We start from the raw sequence: 17,825 nt of genomic DNA, 5'->3' as shown, positions 1-17,825 counted from the left end.
CCGGGACAGCACGGCAGTCTGAGCGCCGGCCAGACAAGAGCGCCAGGAAAGGAGCGGCAAATGATCCGCGTCATGGTGTCGCTGGCAGACAGAGCCTATTCCGAAGTTTTAATGGGACTGCTGGATATCGCCGGGGGGATAGAAGCGTATCATGTTTTGCAGGGCGAAAACCCGTCGGAAGCCGCCATCGAGGCCAGGCCGGATGTCGTTCTGGCCGACCCGGAAACCCTGGCTGGCATCCTCGCCGCGGGCTTTCCCGAAGGCGCAAGGATACTCCTCGTCTTCGGAGAAGGAGAAAAGGAGCTTCAGCGCCTTTTCAACCGGCCGGTCTGCGGAATTATAAAAAAGGGGTCGGGCGGGCTGGCGCTACAGACGGCCATAAAGGCGATTGCAAGGGGTGTGGAGTGGGTCGAGTGCGCCCCTGAAGGCATTGAGGGCTCGAGGATCGCCTTTGACGGCAGCCCGGAAATATTTCAAACAGCCCTGGCCTATGTAGACCAACAGACCTAATTTATATAGTATGAATACGCGGCCATTGCTGCAATGCCGACCGCGAAGAGGATCAGGACTTCGACGGAACCTTTCTCGCCATTCATGCTGAGCTCCCTGGTGAATTTAAATATCCCGGCACCTGGCCCTGTTAGCCGGTCCGCTGCGATTTCCCCGCCTGCCTTTCGGGCTTGACGCTCGCCAGCAGGCCATTATACACATGCCTTATTTCCATGTAAAGGGCCTGTCCATCAGGGCTGCCATTCAAGCCATTAAAGAACCGGGTGCGGCATCCGATAAGAGGCCTAAGCCTCAAAATCGAGGTTCCGTAGATCAAATCCCGGAGGGAAAATGGCGCTTTTCGAATGGAAAGAGGAATTCAGTGTCAAAGTGGGTGCTTTCGATAATCACCATAAGAGGCTCGTTGACCTAATAGGCTCCTTACACGACGCCATGGCGAATCGCAAGTCCGCAGAGGTAATAGGCGGCATCCTGAAAGAGCTGCTCGCCTATACCAAATACCACTTTGCTGAAGAGGAGAAGCTCATGGTTTCTATGGGCTATCCGGGTTTGCAGCAGCATAAGAAAGAGCATGACTGGTTTACTGAAAAGGTCGCCCAATTGGCCCAGAAGCACCAGCAAGGGGGGCTTGGCGTAGGAATTGAGACCATGACGTTTCTCAAAAACTGGCTGGTTGACCATATCCTCGAGACTGATAAGCAATACTCCGGGTTCTTCAATTCAAGAAACGTGAACTGAGGGCTGAACGGTCTAGAAGGGAATTACCTCGTCCGGTCCCGGATCTGATCCTTTCGGGCCCTGCTTCCTGTTTAAGGATTTCACGGGCCTCCGTTGTCGCCCCATACATCCCATCCACTCCCGCACGACTCTGATTCAAGCCGTTTCGGGGAAGCGATGAATCCCTATCAGCGCCGACAGGCATTAGATTAATGCTGTCCGGCAATATACTTTCTGAGCGGATGGATGACGGACTGCATCAGGCCGTGCTTTTTAAGCTTAAGGCTATGCTTCTCGACAAGATGCCAGGAGAGGAAAGCGCAAATCAGGGAAAGCGGTAAGGAGATCAGAAAATTCAGGAGGGGAGACATTTGACCGCCGTTATATAAGGTCACGGTCTGCTGGATGGGGAATGCGTATATGTAAATGCCGTAGGAAAAGTCGCCGTACTTCGACAGACGATGCAGCCTGATTTTCGAGTTATAGGCGATGTAGAAAACCATGTAAGCCCCGAAAATCACGAAAAGGTTCCGGAAATTCCCGAGGAAGAGAGCGGCAGCAAGGAACCCCGCCGAGGCGAGAAACAGGCTCCAATGGAGCGGGATAAAATTCCTGAACGAATAAAAAACCATCCCTGCCATGAAAAATACGAAGAAAATGAAATTCTTGCCCATCCCCATGAGCATATTCTTTGGTATCAGGTCAGGGGAGATGAAAATAATATACAGCCCGGCGGCGAACGATAAAAGGACGACCTCTTTAATCCTTAGTATCCTCAAAAGGCCCAGTACCAGGACCATGACATAGCATGCGGCTTCATAACGGAGCGTGTATATCGAACCGTTCACGGCTCCCTTGAAAGGGTTTTCCTCGAAAGTGCCCGGAAGGTAATAGAAAGTCTTCGGGAAAAGGAAGATGTTTTTAAGGTAATCGCCCGTCCTGGGGTCATTGAGATACGTCTCAAGCGGCACTGTAGATAAAACCGGCCCCAAGACGAAGGTGGTCAGGAGCACTACCACAGCGAGGGCAGGGAAGATCCTCAAGACCCGCGCCTTGATGAATGCCGCAGGATTCCTCGATGAGAAATAGCTCTGCGATATCAGAAATCCGCTTATGATGAAGAAGACGCCGACCCCGACAAATCCCAGTGACGCTTGCTTATTTGTGATTTCGACTAAGAACTCTCCAGAATAATTTCCCAGGGAAAGAATATAGGCGTGACTTAAGACCACCAGCACGGCTGCCATGAAACGGAGAAAATCATAATTGTTTTCACGGGTCCCGATGTGGTCTTGTATAGTGGTTATCTTCATGGTAACCCTTTGCAATACCTTCCAGGATGACGCCTGTATCGATTCTGAAAAAATTGAGGCAGCTTCTGATATCCAATGGCGCGGTTGGAGGAAATCCATGCTCCCGATAGCCGCATACCATAGCACATATCGAGTGTTTTCCCCTAATCTTTTCAAATCGCCAAACTGGTCCAGTAAAAGCCGGATAAATCGATGATAATTTTCAAATAGGCGCAGGGTCGCCTGGTGGCCGGACTACTCTGAGGTCGTCTGGTGAGATTAAGGGTAAGCCGATGTCAAAGATATCCGCCTTGCAAGGGCTTCAATCTTATCTCATACAGTACAGTGGGCCCGAAATCCTTCACCTCACTTAGCCGCTCCCGCACCTTCGAGATGTCGGGCGGCCTGCCGTCATCGTAGCCCTCCGGAAAGAGCTTGTCCCTCGGGGGCCTTGTTACCCAGTCCATTGCCGCATACTCGTTTCCCCTCTCGTACTTGTGCCTGTGTAGAAGGATATACTTTACTCCTATACCGGCCAGCGCGTCAATCGTCTGCGGGTCCGAGATATCGGAAAGACTATTTTTAAGCTGACCGCCTGCCAGGGTCCCGTTTACGAGCCTCTTCCCGTGCACTCTTTGGTAAAAGAGGTACTCGTATGAAGTATAAGGGTCATGGGGCGGGCCTATCGGGTACTCTATTACCGCGAAGTCCCCTTGCTGCCCTGCCAGAAAGGCATAGTAGTCCGGGACATTGACTTCAGTCACCCTGAACCCTGGGAATTCCGCGAACTCGACAACGAGGATTATGCCCAGAAAACCGACGAGGGCAGCCTTTTTTTTTGCAGAACCGGTACGGGCCAGCAATTCCTTTATCCCGAAAGCCGCGAGTACGGAGACCCCGAGCCCTACGAACGCGCCGAGCCGGGCATAACTCCTGAAATAGGGAAAAAGGTGAAAGAGGTAGTATTGCGGGAGATATATCTTGCTCTCCGCCGAGACCTCTCTCGTAGCTGCATCTACGGTAAATCCGCCGAGCGGTATGAATGGCGGGCCTGAGAGGAGCGCGGCCGCAGCGGCCAGTATGAGAAAGGTGTAAACATTCTTTCGGTCGCCATGTCCGTGAATGCGCCCGTCCTTTTTGCCCGAGACCCTGTATACGGCATAAAGGCCGAGGGCTATGAGTGTCCAGCCGATATACAGCGTGTGCTCGATGTACCTGTGCCCCTTGAGAGCGCCCAGGCCGAGGTCAGGGACGAGCCGGCCCAGGAAGTAGTTGTGTTTAGAAGGGAGCAGGTAATCGAGCGGCTTTGCCGAGAAAACGAAGAGGTCTGAAAGCGGGCGCGCCACATCGAGCGTCTTTATGTGCACCTGTGCTTCGCCGAGTTTCATTAAAACCGGAAAGGCCATGGGAAGGATGGCGGCAGCGAATGCCGCTGAAAAGGCCGCAAGGCTCAGGGCTGCCGGTTTTAAAGAGGCCCTTTTGGGCAGGCGCCATTTCAGGTTCGCCGCGGCAAGCGCCGGCGAAAGGAGCGCAAAGAAATAGGCGAAATAAGCGCTGTCCACGAGTGTAAGCCCGAGCACGAACCCGAAGGCCGCGTGGAGCCTTAGGCCGCCCTCGTTCAGCATGCGGAGGAACAGGTATGTGAGCAGGGGCACCCAGAAGAGATCGGGCTGGTGCGACATCAGGCGGACGGTATGGAAGGGCGAGAAGGAGAACGCGAGGGCGGAGAACATGCCCGCACGCCGGTCGTGGACCAAATAGGTGATGAGGAGATACGAGGTAACTGCCAGGAGAGGGAAGCTCGTTATCCTGATGATGTTGTACGCGGCCACCTCGTCCGTAAGGAGCGTTAGTCCGAGGCCTGCGAGGTAGTAGGTATAGAAAAAGGGCGCGCCCGAGAGGTCGACCCCGGCGGGATACGAGCTGAACGCGTGCTCCCGGAAAGGGATGCCGTTCTGATACGCGAATTTGAACCACCAGAAGCTGTGAATGGAGCCGAGCGAGTCCCAGGGGAACCCGTAAAATATGCCGGATATGTCCGTTATCACCGGCCATGTATATAGTATGGCCAGGAGTAGCGAGAAGAGGAAAAAGGCCGCTATGCGTATAGCCTCCAGGCGGCTCATAGGCGTATTCATTTCTCTTTGCACCGTCTCGGACTGAAGAGCTCGCTTGCGAGCCCCGAAAGGAGGAGAAAATAAGAGACGTCCGCCAGGCTCTTCGCAGCCGAATCATGCTGAAGAACGGCCAGCGCGCCGCAGAGCGGGATAGAAATGAAAAAGAGGAAGAAAAAAACGCCCGGCAGATCGGAGGTCAGTTTCCTTGCCTCGCGCGCCCATGCGGGAAGATTCTCTCCTGCATCCGTGCCCGGTGCAAGCCCCGGAAGAGCGGCAAAAGTCCATGAAAGAAGAATAAAATAGGCGATCGCGATATTGTGGACGAAAAGGTAGTGGCCGCCTTTCAAATAAAAGTAGGCGTTCACGGCCACGCCGTAGATAAGCAATAGGAGGCGCCTTTTTGAAAAGAGCGGTCGTGAAAGGAGGGAGCAGGTGGCGAATATCAGCAGGGCCTCGGGAAAGGAATCCTTCAGCGCCCCTCTCAATTCCATTGAGAGGGGACTCAAGGCCCTCATTACTTCCTTATAGGTATTATAGGCAAGGAAGAGGGAGAGGGCCAGAATGCCCAGTTCGGCGGCAAGTCTCTTTATAAGCAACCGGGCGCTCATCTACCTGCCTTTCTGCCAGCAAGCGAAAAGGCCAGCACCGATATTAAGCCGGCCGCGCTTAAGAGAAGCCCCGCCTCCATCGACATCTGCGGCCTGAACTCCATGATTATCGTAAACTCGCCATCTCCGACAGTCTCATCCGGCACAAGCCAGCCGTTCGCATATCCGTTGGCGACGAAGTGCGAATCGAGCTCCCGCGCTCCGCGGCTTCTAAGCCGTTCTACCAGTATCGAGCCGCTGTCGCCACGGCCGGGCACTCCGATATAGGCCCTCCACCCCGGGTGATAAGCCTCAAGGAATGCGAGCGCGAAGCCCTTGTCGGCCCCTCTGACATGTACCATGTACCTCGCGGGATTTATCCTCTCGAATCTGAGTAGCGGCCCACCGCCCTCCGTGCCGGGCGCATTCTGGGCGCTGCCGGAAACTGGAGCGATTAAGGGTTCCGGCTCGACCGAGATCGAGTATACCCCCGCCACGTCCGTTTCAAAGACCTCAAGGTTTTGCATGCCTTTTGGGGATGGGAGATCTGCAGAAAAAAACAGTCCTCCTTCATGTGATTCCATCGGGACACTCTCGCCGTTCGCCTTAATTACCGGCGGTTCCCAATCGAGCGGCACCTTTGTTTTTTCCGATTGTCTGGAAAAAAGACCGATAGAACGGAGCCTGAAGCCGGGCCCTGGTGCCTCCGCATTGCCGGGCCGTTCGGAATCATCGCAATGGGCCATGAACCCTACCGTTGTCAGGTATGCCTTCTTCTGGTCCGGCATATGTGTCCGAAGAAGTCCCATAACGTCCGTCCTGGACCTTTCGGGCCTTCCTGACGCCCTGGCCCGGAGCGCTTTGCTTATTGAGGCGTCCGCCTTCCCGTCTCCGTTTGTGTCCAGCATGAACGAGACCTCGATACCCTGCCCCGGATGCGCTTCTAGGGCATATTCCATCGAGAAGATAGGAAACCTTTCAAGGTCTGCCATGCCTACGTCCCTCGCAAAGCTCGCAAGATATCCGTCCACGCACCGGGCGCCGGGGAGAAAACCTATGCCCTCAGGCGAAGCCGATAGAGGTCTTTCAATAACGCCGTCTTCCGGGAATTCGAGGTCTTTTTCGAGGACCGATATGCGAAGGAGCCTCCCGAGGCCGAAGATGGGGCGGGCCATCTTTTCATCCGGCGGTCCCGGTTCCTTCAGGTATATCCTCAGTTCGTTACTGCCCGGAAATAGGAGCACCCCTTTAATTTCCAACTCGACCGGTGCCAGCGCCCCTATTTGGGAGTTGCCATTATCGGAAATGGACTCTCTTCCGTTTATGTACGCCCTTATCTCTTCAGTTTCGGAAAGCGGCATTAGAGCGAGGCCTAGGTCCGCAACAGCCGTTTTTGCCGAATGGTTTATGACGCTTATCTTCCCTCCGCTCCTTACGGCCCTGAAGCGGTCGTCTGGAAACTGTGCGCCCGTTCCATCGTCTTCAGGCGCGTAGAGCGAGAGCAGTTTCCCGGTGGTTTCGAAATTTCGCGCTGCTGCCGTAAAATCTTCATTGAACGCGAATGCGCGGTATTTTGGCATCACGGCAACTGAAAGCCTGGCCTGTCCTTCGCCGCCCGGAAAGGATATTTTCTTGTATTCGCCGGGATCGGTGTCGTAAAAGACGCGGCTCTTCTGAAACCCGCCGGGAGCGGAGATTACGAAAGAGCTGACGGCCGACTTGCTTTCCGTAAGCGACGACGGAGAGGCATAGGATTTCACCGAGAGGGTATCCGAGGGGGCGAGCACGCCTCTGACCAGGCCTGAGGCCTTTATCTTTTCGAGGACTCCCGGGGGCTGCTGCATCGAGAACGCGATCAAAGGCCTTTCACGGGAGCTTATAAATGAAAGCAGGGGAAGGGATTCCTCGAAAGGCATCTCCTCGACCAGGTCGAACCCATCGGATGCATATACCTTGGGAAGCCTTAGTCCGCTCCTGAGAGCGTAAAGCTCTATGGGCCCGAAGTCGCCGGTTTTTTCGATATGCGGCGAGTTCCTTATGAACCTGTATATGCCCTCCGTGTCTCCGAGCCTTTTATCATACGAACGCAGGAGCTTCGTATCCGTGTCGCCGTGGAGGGTCACATATTTCACGCCTCCGACCCTCATTAGCCACAGCCAGGCCTCGGGCGAGATGAATGCGAGCTCCGGGCTCATGGCTGAATCGAAAAGGGGGTTTACCCCGGCGCTACCCGGATAGATGGATCGGATGAGCGGCTTTCCGGACCAGAGGTTCAGGAATTGCCCGCCCAGGAAACTCCTTTCCCATCCGTACGCGACAAACCAGTCCTGGCGGGTAAAGGCGGGCACGGCCATTATCCTTGAAGTCTCTTCGTCATTCCTCAACGCGCTGCTCAGCTCAAGGTAATAGTCGGGCACGTAATTGAACTGGGATGATAGCGCCTTTTCACCGCTCTCAATGACACTTCCGCTGAAGAATGGTCTTCCGTAAATGATTCCCGACGCCGCCAGCGTTGCCATTGCTGCGGCTGCAGCCTTGAATGAGTGCGCACGCGCCTTCTTCATTACTAACCCCGTCCCTATCCCCATGAGGAGCGAAAACGCAAGGACCGTAACCAGCTCGAAGTAAGAGGGATTTCTGAAAAGCCTTGTAATATACGGGTGCGACAGAAAGATGGCCTCCCCTAGCGAGTCGAAAGGGGCTTTGGTGCCTTTGGCCAGAAAAAGAGAGAGCGCGGCGGCCATGCCAGGGAAAATAGCCTTCTCCCTGCCTTCCTTTGAAAGGAAGCTGAGCCCGGCTATCGATACGAAAAAAAAGAGGGCCGCAAGCGTGGCTGTCCTGTAATACTCCGCGACCCACGGGAAGGAATTTGAAAGCTCCGGGACCGGGAGCATCATGAGCCCGTTTATGAAATCGAGGCCGAACCCCCTCAGGAGGTCGGCATCCGAGAACCCAGGCTCGAGCCTGCTCGCGTACGCGTCGCCCAGGTCGAAAAGGAAAAGCCCGAGCCAGTACATATTAATCATGAAAAAGACAAGCAGAACGAGCGCCGTACGCATTGCCGTGCCTGCCCATTCGCCGCCTTCTTCGCGTAGAAGGCGGCATGCAGAATATATCGCTATCAAGAAGAGCTGCAGGACGAAGTACTGGAGGCTTGAATATCCGGGGGAGCCGAGGAAGAGGGCCGCGATCGCGAAGAGCGCGATGTTTTTCCGGAGGGCTTCTCCGTTTATGACGCGGACCGCAATGGCAAGCACCACGGGCGCCCCGGCGTGATACGGAAGGAGGCGCGGATTAAGCGGCTCGGTAGGCATTCCGGAAAAGATTATCGGGTTCAGAATATAAACCCCGGCGGCCGCAAGGGACGGCGTTCTTCCGAGGCCGAGTGTGCGCGAAAGGAAGTAGGCACCCGCCATGCAGCCCGCGTAGCCTAAATAGAGGGAAAACGACTGGGCAAGGTGCGTGTCTCCAAATAGAAATGAGAGCGCCCCGGCATAGAGATAAAAAAGAAAACCCGCCGGCTCGGTATTTGGACCCCCGAACCCGCTACTCTCTACCCATGCGAAAAGGTGTCCTGTTGAAATATCAAAGAGCCCCGCGGCATCGGGCCAGGGATATACAGGGCCGTGCGCGAGCACGCTCCCTTTCGGTAGCCAGAATAAAGAGGGCAGGGGAAGCGCAAGGATGAAGGCCGCTGCGATGAGCCTTTTTTTCAAGTCCCGCCTATCGAGCATCGGAAGGCCCCTTCCTCGCTTTTATCTGGAAAGAATCGCCGAGGTGCAGGAGATTCAGCGCCTGCGCGAGCGCCTCAAGGGGTAGGCTTACGAACGGCTTGTAAAAAAAGGACCCCGGCCTATATCTTCCGTTAAGAAGATAGTCCAGGCTCTGGGACCAGTTGGAGCCCGTGTATTTCAGGGACTCGGTTTTGAAACCGGCGTCCTTCAGAAGCCCCGTCATGGCCTTTGGTGATGGTACGAAAAGGTGCCTCGGCGTCTCGATGGGGGCCCACGCCCTGCCGAAGAACCTGAACCCGAGCGAACGGGCATTTGGGGCAAGGACTATGATCTGGCCTCCGGGCCTGAGCATCTCGTGCGCGAGCGAGAGATATTCCCTGGGAGATTTCAGGTGCTCTATCGAATGGCTCATGATCACCGCATCGAAGTACCCGGAATCGAAGTGCCCGGCCTTGAGCTCACCGGAGACCCCGTTGTGCCCTTTTTTTTTGACAAGCTCGATCGCCCTCGCGCTTATATCTATGCCGTGGGTCTCCCATCCGGCCTCCTTGAGGAGGTCCAGTAGAAGGCCGAACCCGCAGCCGATATCGAGGACCCTGCCGCCCGGTACGTAATCGGGTACGCCCTGCACCCTGCCCCTCAGCGGGTAGAGGAGCAGGTAAAGAAGACCCCGGTTTCTGCCGCCGGAGTAGAAGAGCTCTATGAGCTTTCTTTTGGCCCTGAGCTCGCTCGTGTTGCTCTCGTAGGTGGAATAGTATTCTCCCTCCGGATAGTATGCTCCTGGGTCGCGTGGGGCTTCCTTGAGGTAAAGGGAAGAGCAGCCGGAACACTCTCTAACGGGAAAGGAGCCGGGCAGACTGTGGAGCCTGTCGAAGTTCATGAAGCCGCGGGAAGTTTCCTTCTCGCCGCAAAGCGGACAGCTCTCTACAGGCAAGGTCGTTTTCTTTGAATTCACAGCACCCATTTTCAAGCCAGCCTAATAAGGCCCCCGACCCAGGTTCCAGGCGAAAAAGTCCTTCACGCCCCGGAGCACTGCAAGGCCGCAGTCCGGCCTGCCCCTGAGCGTCAATACGGCAGAGCGAAGGGCCGAGATGACCAGATAATACGGCAGGAAATAGACGAAGCTCGCGAGGGACTTCTTGTAATACAGGAGCGCCACGTTCCTCGTAAGGTAATACCTCGCGTATGCCCCGCCCTTGCCCGATGTTATGCCGTAAAAGCCGCTCCCCGACTCGTGGACGACCCTGACCCGGGGATTGTAGATCGCGTGGTAGCCCGCCCTCTTGAGCTTGAGCCCCAGGTCGAGCTCGTCGAAGTACATGAAAAACGATTCGTCGAGGAGGCCTATTTCACGGAAGACCCGCACTTTCATGGCGAGGACGGCCCCGTTCACCCAGTCGCATTCGGCAAGCTCAGTCGAGTCCTCGGGTATGTTCCTGCTCCTGGGAAAGGCCCAGTGCCCGAGAAAGCCGCCTGGCATGACGACCTTTTTCACCCCGCCCTCACGGTCTTTTGAGACATGAATTATCTTGCACCCGCTTATGGCTGCCCGCTCGTCCGCTGCGAGGGGTGGCATAAGCCCGTCCAGGATGCCGCTTTCCACGCGGGCGTCGTCCGTCACGACGAGCATGTATTCGAAGCCGTTCTCGATTGCGCGGCGGAGCCCCGCGTTCACGCAGCCCACGTATCCCCTGTTCTCCATAGTGACAAGCTCGACATTTTCGAAATGGCCGACTACCTTCTCAAGCTCAGCCGGGTCGGTTCCGCTGTCGACGACGAGTGTCTCGACCGTCCGGCCGCGCCGGTCGATAGAGCTGACGCGCGCGAGGCATTCCTTGAGCCTTTCGGGGTTCCTGTAGCTCGGTATGCAGACAAGTATCCGCGCTTCCATTTTCTCCCTTGCCGAGGCCCGGACGTCAGGCCGAGGGCTTCTGAAGCATGCTCCGGTTTGTGATCCCGCTTAAATAGCCCTTTATGTAGGCCTTCAGAAGGTCGAACCGGCCTGAGGCCGCGAGCAGGCCGCAGTACCAGAGAAGGAAAAGGTTATTGTAGAAAAGAAGGAACGCGAGGTAGTCGCCTCTTTTCGCGAACTTCCTCATGTAGAGCACCCGGTTCCTTGCCGCATAGTAGATCCTGTAGGGGCTGTCGAAGCCTATCCTGGCCCTGAGCCCCTTTTTCTCCCCCGGTAGCGGAATATCGTGGTATACGACCGCGCTCGGGCAGAAGAGCACCTTGAACCCCGCGAGCCTTGCCCGCGCCGCCCATTCCGCCTCGCCGTAGGTCATCACATAAGCGGGGTCCATGCCGCCTATCGCGTCCACGACCTCCCGCTTCACGAGCCATACGTTGGGGATATGGTGCACCTCCTCCTCCCTGTCGTATTTGCCGGTGTCGATCTCATTAAGCCCCCTGTAACTCGTCCTGCTGGTGCGGTGGTCTATTTCGACTCCCGCGTACCATATCCTCCGGGGGTCGGAGCGGAAATACATCTTTGGGCCGACGAACCCTGTTCCGGGGTCGCGTTCCGCAGCCCTTACGAGCTCCCGGAGGAAGTCCCTATGGAGAAGGTTGTCGCTGTCCACAAAACAGAGATAACTGCCTTTTGCGCGCCTTATGCCCTCGTTCCTGCCGGTAACCGCGCCGGTATTGTGCCCGAGCCTTACGACCCTGACCGAAGGGAATGAGGTCTCGACCGCCTCGGCAGTGCCGTCCTCGGAGGCGTTATCCACGACGATGACCTCGAACGAAGGGTAGTCCGAGTCCATCAGGGACTCGATGCAGGCAAGTACCTGTCTCTTCCTGTTGTAGGTCGGTATTATGATCGAGACGAGCTTACCTTCCATATCCCTCGTACCAGCGCAGCAGGACGTAGATGTTCCAGATCTTCCCTGAATTGTCCGCGCCGCCGCTTTTATGCTCGTTCAGAAGTCCCAGGGCGGCCTTTCTATTTATGAACGGCGCGGCCGATGAGGCCAGCATCTCCTCGACCTCCTTGAGCCGTCCTTCCCTGAGCCATCTGGCGATTGGGAGACCGAACCCCTTCTTCTTCCTGTAGACTAGCTCCTCAGGCAGGTACTTGAGCGCAAGCCGCCTGAGCGCCCGTTTTGTTGTAAGCCCGCGGACCTTGTCCCCGGAAGGCATCCTGCATGCGAGGGCCACGACCTCCTGGTCGAGAAAGGGAGAGCGGACCTCAAGCGAGTTCATCATGCTGGCCCTGTCCACCTTGACGAGGTACATGTCGGCGAGCATGAGCTTTGCGTCGAGGTACATCATCTTGTCTATGAGGTCGTCGCCCCGGAATGAGCCCCCCCAGAAGTCCACCTCTTCCATGCAGTCCAGGTCCTGCGACGCGGCCAGGCCCGATATGCTTTCGACTTCGCGGGCCATAAAATTGCTGGTCCAGAGCTGGTTTTTGTATTCGGGGCTGTAACCGGAGCACTCCAGGAACTTCCTGACCTTGCTGTTTAAGACAGTATTTTCAATTTGCAGCGGCACGAGCGCCGTAAGCCCCTGTGCGATATTTTTCCTGAGGAATCCGGGTATTGAGTCGTAAAGGCGCGCATACCTGTGTATGCAGTATTTGGGATAGCCGCCGAACACCTCGTCCCCTCCGTCGCCGCTCAACGCGACCTTTATGTGGCCGCTTGCGAACCTCGAGAGGAGATATGTGGGAATGAGGGACGGGTCCGAGAGCGGCTCATCAAGGCGGCCGAGCGCCTCGCCGATGACTGCCATGCATTCGTCGCCCCGGAATATTTGTAATCGATGCTCGGTGCCGTATCTCTCCGCAACGGCCGCGGCGTATTCCGATTCGTCATAGGCCTTTTCGTCAAACCCGATGCTGAATGTCTTTATTCGGCCCGCGGGCATGAGCCGGGCCATCATGCCGACGATGAGGCTGCTGTCGATGCCGCCGCTCAGGAACGCACCGAGGGGCGCGTCCGTTACGAGCCTCGACCTCACGGCGTCCACGAGGGCGTCTTCGAGCTCGGCCTCGCCGCGGCCGGGTTCGTGCTTTTTCGAATGATCGAAGTCCCAGTATTGCCCGGTCCTGCACGCCCCTGACGCCAGGTCGTAAAGGAGGTAATGTCCGGGGAGGAGTTTTTTTATGCCCTTGAATATGCTATGAGGCGCGGGCACGAAGCCGTACACGAGGTATTTCGCGATAGAGCCGGTGTCTAGCTCCCTCGTTATGAACGGAAGCTCCAGAAGGGACTTTATCTCCGAGGCGAAGGCGAATCGCCCCCCGGATTCGTAATAATGAAAGGGCTTTTTCCCAAGCCGGTCACGCGCGCAGAAGAGAAGGCGCCGCCTTCTGTCGTAAAGGCAGAAGGAGAACATGCCACGGAGCCTCTTCAAGCACTGCGTCCCTTCCTCTTCGTAGGCGTGGACTATGCTCTCCACGTCCGAGCGGGTCGAGAAGGCGTGCCCTTTCCTGGAGAGCCAGTTAGTCAACACCCTGTAATTGTATATCTCGCCGTTACAGACGACCGTGACGCTCCCGTCCTCGTTCGAGATAGGCTGCTGCCCGGTGCTTAAATCGATTATCGAGAGTCTTCTTATGCCCAGGGCGACCCCGTTATCCAGAAGCGCGCCTTTTTCGTCCGGCCCCCGGTGGAGGACGCGGCCGAGCATCCTATCGAGCACCTTTCCCGGCTCTTGCTCCCTGGGACTATAAAAACCGGCTATTCCGCACATGCGATTTTTCTCATCTTCAAAAAGACGTTGGTCCAGCCGCCGGGGGAAGCGAACTCCCGGTCTCTTCTGGACTCAAGGATATCCTTGAAGGGGACATCCCTCCTGAAGCACCATTTGAATACATATAGAAGTATCATCGAAAAAAGCTCCCAGGCCCCGCCCCCGAAATCCACCCCGGCCACCTCGAACCCGGCCCTGCGGGCAGCCTCCCTCAGCTCGTCAAGGGAATAGTGCCTGTGCGAGACCAGCCACCACGCCGGATCCAGCGCGCAGGCCCAGAAAGTCTTATGGGGCGTTGAGAGGTAAAGGCATCCGCCTTTCTTAAGTACCCGGTTTATCTCCCTGAGTGCGTCTATTTCGCTCCCCCTCGGCAGGTGCTCCAGCACCTCCCAGAGGACAGCTTTCTCGACCGACGCGCTCCGTAAAGGCAGCTTCAATGATGACGCCCGCAAGTACGCTGCCCCCGGCGCCTGCGCCCTGGCCTCCCTCAATGTCCCGGCATCGGGCTCTATGGCTATGACCCGGTTGCATCCGTTGTCGAGCGCCCATTTTTCGAACCAGCCGTACGAGCAGCCGACGTCGAGCACCCTGATGCCCTCGATTCCGTTAATAAAACGGAAGCTCTTCCTGTGCCTGCCCGTAAGGCGCTGGCCTGTGCTGTCTTCATACCTGGCCGGGATCAATTACGCCTTCCTTATCTTGGCCGTAAGGAAAGCGGCATGCCTGGGATCGACTGCGGCGAAAAAACCCGGAAGCGGGAAGTATCCCGCGCCCAGTAGTTTCTCCACCCTGAAGCCCTTTAGCTCGAAAAGCTCCTTGAGCCCGCGAAAGCTAAAGACCCTCAGGTGCTGCCACGCCTCATGCGAGATTGATTTACCCCTGTGGAGCGCGAGCGGGTTCCCGATGCCGAGGTATCTGGCGCTCACGTTCGTCAATGAGAAAGGCTGCCAACCCATTAACAGGGCGGCGATGTTGTGCCAGCTCGCGAGGTTTTCCGTGGATATGAGCGCGTATCCGCCTTTTTTTAGCACCCTGTAAATCTCGTCAAGGAACATCTCAGTATTATGGAGGTGCTCTATGATCTGGTTTGCGGAGACCACATCGAAGCTGCCATCATCGAAAGGAAGTCTGCCGTTCAGGTCAGCGGGCTCGGCATTAATGCCGTTGCCGGCGGCGCCTGCGATTCCGGCCGGATTTATTTCTATGCCGTGGACCTTTGTCGTCTCAGCCTTCGCGGCAAATCTCCTGGTGAGGGCCCCGTCGTCGCAGCCGCAGTCAAGGAGAACGGCATTTGGATCGCGCTCTATGAGGCCCAGGATATTGGCCAGGTTTTGCTCGACGGCCCTCTCGAAGGTCCGGTGCATATACCGCCGGAGCGGCTTCATTGCATTGATCGAGATGCAAAACCCCTCGTGCAGGGTAGTCTTTTCCATATTGAGCTTTTGGCCCGGCCTGGCCCGAAATAATGCTGGGCGTGGCCCGTCAACGGACATCATTATTTTTGTAAAAAGACCATAATCCAAAAACGCGGTTTGTCAACCTGCGCCTTTTTTTTATCAAGGCCGTAAACCTATTTGGTATATTCCGTACTTTCCGACTTTAATGCCTCTTAAGGCAGATCCGGAATAATGTTGCTATACCGGGACCCTCGCGTGCGGGGGAAGATGCCCGATGCCCGGGTCGAAATTAGTCCCCGACTTCAACAAACCTAATCGACGAATTCACCTGAATCGGGCCGAGGCGGCTGATATAGCCCAGCACAGTATAAAACATGTCTGTGCCTTTTCCGAAATCCTCCTGAAAATTCAGCAGGTTCGAAAAAAATCAATCTGTAGTCAATCTGTAGTTCAACTCGTGCTATTTTTCTTGAAAGAAAAATTGGGTGGAATTAGACGCCACTTTTTAGCCGGACGCTGTCGCAGGTGGTTTAAGGGAGATTTTATCGCCCCAAAGGCGACTAGCACGAAAATGCAAATGCTTAATAAGTTTTAGAAAAATTATTAAAATTGAGGTGTTAGAAAACATGCAGCGCTTGAAAACCGTATTCATCTATGCGTTCTTAGCCGTTTTTATTTTTGTTACTGGTTGTGGAGGAGGCGGGGGAGGGAATTTAGGCAGCTCGAATAATAACGAGCCCCTCTATTTTGAAGAAGGGAGCTCATTTGTGCCGTATCAGGTCGCCAGTGTCAAATCTTCCAACCTGACGCTCTCTTCGGATAGTTATCAGGGAACTCTGGATGGGAACCCAATCACTATTTATCGAATTTCCGGGGATACGTTGGCCTTTCTCCTTCCTGAATTGAGCCCCGGCGCGCATACCATTGATATCGATATTGAAGGCGAGGCATATAGCCTCCCGTTAACGGTAGGCTCTCTTCCATCAATCGAAGACCCTGAAGCCTATATTAACGATCTTGTAACCAGCGTTGCTGGTTCTCTCGATGAACAGATAAACAGCCTGACCGGTGTGGCCGGTTCGGAAGAGATTCTTTCAAAGCTCATAGAGGTCAGGGACAATCTTGCGGCGCAATCAGCAAATATGGATTCGTTGAGTCAGGAAGAGAAATTATGGCTCGCGAACTTCCTGAATGCGAATATTATGGCCGGCAATGCCATGACCGCGGCCTCCTTAAAGGCATTCAGCGAGTCGGACTGTCTCAATGGAACCATTCAGTTCGTAGGGAGCGTCCTGAGGACCAAAGCATTGGTAGGCGCTGCCGCAGTCGCAATTATTGCAGGTCAGACAATGCCTATACTCGGCGCAATCGCGGCGGGCATTGCTGTCGGCTTATTGCTGGACAGCCTTGTGAAAACTCTCGCAGATGAAGAGCACGCGCTTACCAAGTGTGTTGGAAAACTTTTCGATGATATATTGGAATCCAAAAACCTTTCGACAGGGCCAGGTATTGTCCTCGTAAGCATGAAAACAGTTGCGGCCGGTGTTTCCACCTCCAATCCGTCGTTTGATTCTGGCGTTCCCATGACCTTTCAGATCATGTCGACATATTCGATACGGAATGCACAGTTAAAGAGCGCGGTGGAGACTTTGAAATCAGTAATCACTCCTGTAATATCCTTGCTGCCTCAGGCCTGGGTCGACCAGATAATGGGGGTGGATGCGGAAAACACTCTCACCGAGGTGGCCGATCCGGCGGATTATGCAATACAAAGCATATCTAGCAGCAATATAAGGGGATCATCAAGGGCGCTTGGAGACAAGATCGAGCTTACGTTTGAGTTCCTGCAGGATCCTTCAAGCGATCAAGATGTCCCGTTCTCCTTCGTTCTGTATGATGGGATTGAGGAGGTTTCAACGACAGTGTCGGCGACCCTGTCCAAGATAAGTGCGCTTACCGGGTTGGAGGCTACATCTGGAGTAGAACAGGTTGCCTTAAACTGGAACCCGGTCCAGGGTGCGACTGGATACAAGGTCTACTGGCTTACAAGCACTGGCGTAAGCAAAACCAATTACATGGGTACAGCGGAAGCAACCGGCACGTCGTACACTGTAATGGGCCTTAGTAGAGGAACAACTTATTACTTCGTTGTGACATCGTTGGATTCAACAGGCATTGAGAGTAACGAGTCAAATGAAATGTCAAAAAAAACTAACACATTTGAAGGCACCTATGCTGGTGGTGAAGCCAATACTGCGCCATCAGGAGAAAGCTGGATATACACGGAGAGCGATACGGTTTCTGGTGATTCTGTATCAGGGGTATATTCAGGGTACTACAGTATTACTAACAGTGTAGTTTTTTTATTTAGCTGGACAGGTAATATCACATTATCACCTTCAAATCCAAACCATGGAATAATAACCGGTAGCGGAACACTTTCAAACTCAGGAAATTTAAGTTTTTTAACAGTTTCAGGTCAGGTGACAACTTACGCTGATGGGACCGCAATGCTATGCTGGGGAGCAGAAGACTGGACTTATGGACCGTTTGGATTGTGTACACATAGACCTTCTGCACAATAGTTCCCATGTAAGCTACAAATTATCAGGTGTTGCCTCCCGTTTATGCAGAACCATAAAGCGAGAGCAGTTGATATTGGCAACATAGGGGGCTCGGGTTCCGAACCCGGCACTCTGTTCCTCCTCGGTTCAGGCCGGGCTGGTCCTTGCGAGAAAGAGGTTCGGCAAAGGGTATTGAACCGGAAACAAAA

The 17,825-nt window shown here is 55.0% G+C and carries 13 protein-coding genes; 3 read left to right on the top strand and 10 right to left on the bottom strand.

Annotated features, from left to right (window positions below; genetic code table 11):
• Positions 1–111 precede the first annotated feature (111 nt).
• Both K8I01_03870 and K8I01_03865 read left to right on the top strand, forming a co-directional pair.
• Positions 112–510, top strand: coding sequence for a hypothetical protein (locus tag K8I01_03870; GenBank protein ID MBZ0219554.1), 399 nt, complete (start codon positions 112–114; stop codon positions 508–510).
• A gap of 330 nt (positions 511–840) precedes the next feature.
• Positions 841–1,248 carry a bacteriohemerythrin gene (locus K8I01_03865; protein MBZ0219553.1) on the top strand — a complete coding sequence of 136 codons (408 nt, stop codon included), beginning with the start codon at positions 841–843 and terminating at the stop codon, positions 1,246–1,248.
• Positions 1,249–1,436: 188 nt separating this feature from the next.
• Here K8I01_03865 and K8I01_03860 read toward each other — a convergent pair whose 3' ends face one another.
• From K8I01_03860 to K8I01_03815, 10 genes are all read right to left on the bottom strand, one after another.
• Entirely contained in the window at positions 1,437–2,540 is a 1,104-nt protein-coding gene (locus tag K8I01_03860) for an acyltransferase (protein ID MBZ0219552.1), read from the bottom strand.
• Between the two features lie 275 nt (positions 2,541–2,815).
• Complete coding sequence (locus K8I01_03855; protein MBZ0219551.1) at positions 2,816–4,645, bottom strand: hypothetical protein; 1,830 nt, start codon at positions 4,643–4,645, stop codon at positions 2,816–2,818.
• 8 nt (positions 4,646–4,653) lie between these two features.
• Positions 4,654–5,244 (bottom strand): hypothetical protein, encoded by a 591-nt coding sequence (locus tag K8I01_03850; GenBank protein MBZ0219550.1) that lies wholly within the window; start codon positions 5,242–5,244, stop codon positions 4,654–4,656.
• Entirely contained in the window at positions 5,241–8,957 is a 3,717-nt protein-coding gene (locus K8I01_03845) for a hypothetical protein (protein ID MBZ0219549.1), read from the bottom strand. The genes K8I01_03850 and K8I01_03845 overlap by 4 nt, the downstream gene beginning before the upstream one ends.
• On the bottom strand, positions 8,947–9,837 hold the full coding sequence (locus K8I01_03840) for a class I SAM-dependent methyltransferase (protein ID MBZ0219548.1): 891 nt from the start codon (positions 9,835–9,837) through the stop codon (positions 8,947–8,949). The genes K8I01_03845 and K8I01_03840 overlap by 11 nt, the downstream gene beginning before the upstream one ends.
• A gap of 96 nt (positions 9,838–9,933) precedes the next feature.
• On the bottom strand, positions 9,934–10,848 hold the full coding sequence (locus K8I01_03835) for a glycosyltransferase family 2 protein (GenBank protein ID MBZ0219547.1): 915 nt from the start codon (positions 10,846–10,848) through the stop codon (positions 9,934–9,936).
• A 25-nt stretch (positions 10,849–10,873) separates the two neighbouring features.
• On the bottom strand, positions 10,874–11,800 hold the full coding sequence (locus K8I01_03830; GenBank protein MBZ0219546.1) for a glycosyltransferase family 2 protein: 927 nt from the start codon (positions 11,798–11,800) through the stop codon (positions 10,874–10,876).
• Positions 11,790–13,655 carry an asparagine synthase (glutamine-hydrolyzing) gene (gene asnB, locus K8I01_03825; protein ID MBZ0219545.1) on the bottom strand — a complete coding sequence of 622 codons (1,866 nt, stop codon included), beginning with the start codon at positions 13,653–13,655 and terminating at the stop codon, positions 11,790–11,792. The genes K8I01_03830 and asnB overlap by 11 nt, the downstream gene beginning before the upstream one ends.
• Entirely contained in the window at positions 13,643–14,338 is a 696-nt protein-coding gene (locus tag K8I01_03820; protein MBZ0219544.1) for a class I SAM-dependent methyltransferase, read from the bottom strand. Before K8I01_03820 ends, asnB begins: the two co-directional genes overlap by 13 nt.
• Positions 14,339–15,088 (bottom strand): class I SAM-dependent methyltransferase, encoded by a 750-nt coding sequence (locus K8I01_03815; protein MBZ0219543.1) that lies wholly within the window; start codon positions 15,086–15,088, stop codon positions 14,339–14,341.
• 599 nt (positions 15,089–15,687) lie between these two features.
• On the opposite strand from K8I01_03815, the gene K8I01_03810 reads away from it, so the two are divergent.
• Complete coding sequence (locus tag K8I01_03810; GenBank protein ID MBZ0219542.1) at positions 15,688–17,637, top strand: fibronectin type III domain-containing protein; 1,950 nt, start codon at positions 15,688–15,690, stop codon at positions 17,635–17,637.
• Positions 17,638–17,825: the final 188 nt, after the last annotated feature.

The organism is Deltaproteobacteria bacterium (genome assembly GCA_019912665.1).
Taxonomy (GTDB): domain Bacteria; phylum Desulfobacterota; class GWC2-55-46; order GWC2-55-46; family GWC2-55-46; genus UBA5799.
Note: the sequence above shows the minus strand (reverse complement) of the source record. Positions and strands in the feature narration are given on the sequence as shown.

What these genes read in the sequence shown, in the direction of transcription:
- K8I01_03870 (MBZ0219554.1), top strand. Translation starts at nt 112, where the DNA reads ATGGGACTGCTGGATATCGCCGGGGGGATAGAAGCGTATCATGTTTTG.
- K8I01_03835 (MBZ0219547.1), bottom strand. Translation starts at nt 10,848, where the DNA reads ATGGAAGCGCGGATACTTGTCTGCATACCGAGCTACAGGAACCCCGAA.
- K8I01_03860 (MBZ0219552.1), bottom strand. Translation starts at nt 2,540, where the DNA reads ATGAAGATAACCACTATACAAGACCACATCGGGACCCGTGAAAACAAT.
- K8I01_03865 (MBZ0219553.1), top strand. Translation starts at nt 841, where the DNA reads ATGGCGCTTTTCGAATGGAAAGAGGAATTCAGTGTCAAAGTGGGTGCT.
- K8I01_03830 (MBZ0219546.1), bottom strand. Translation starts at nt 11,800, where the DNA reads ATGGAAGGTAAGCTCGTCTCGATCATAATACCGACCTACAACAGGAAG.
- K8I01_03855 (MBZ0219551.1), bottom strand. Translation starts at nt 4,645, where the DNA reads ATGAGCCGCCTGGAGGCTATACGCATAGCGGCCTTTTTCCTCTTCTCG.
- asnB (MBZ0219545.1), bottom strand. Translation starts at nt 13,655, where the DNA reads ATGTGCGGAATAGCCGGTTTTTATAGTCCCAGGGAGCAAGAGCCGGGA.
- K8I01_03815 (MBZ0219543.1), bottom strand. Translation starts at nt 15,088, where the DNA reads ATGGAAAAGACTACCCTGCACGAGGGGTTTTGCATCTCGATCAATGCA.
- K8I01_03850 (MBZ0219550.1), bottom strand. Translation starts at nt 5,244, where the DNA reads ATGAGCGCCCGGTTGCTTATAAAGAGACTTGCCGCCGAACTGGGCATT.
- K8I01_03840 (MBZ0219548.1), bottom strand. Translation starts at nt 9,837, where the DNA reads ATGAACTTCGACAGGCTCCACAGTCTGCCCGGCTCCTTTCCCGTTAGA.
- K8I01_03845 (MBZ0219549.1), bottom strand. Translation starts at nt 8,957, where the DNA reads ATGCTCGATAGGCGGGACTTGAAAAAAAGGCTCATCGCAGCGGCCTTC.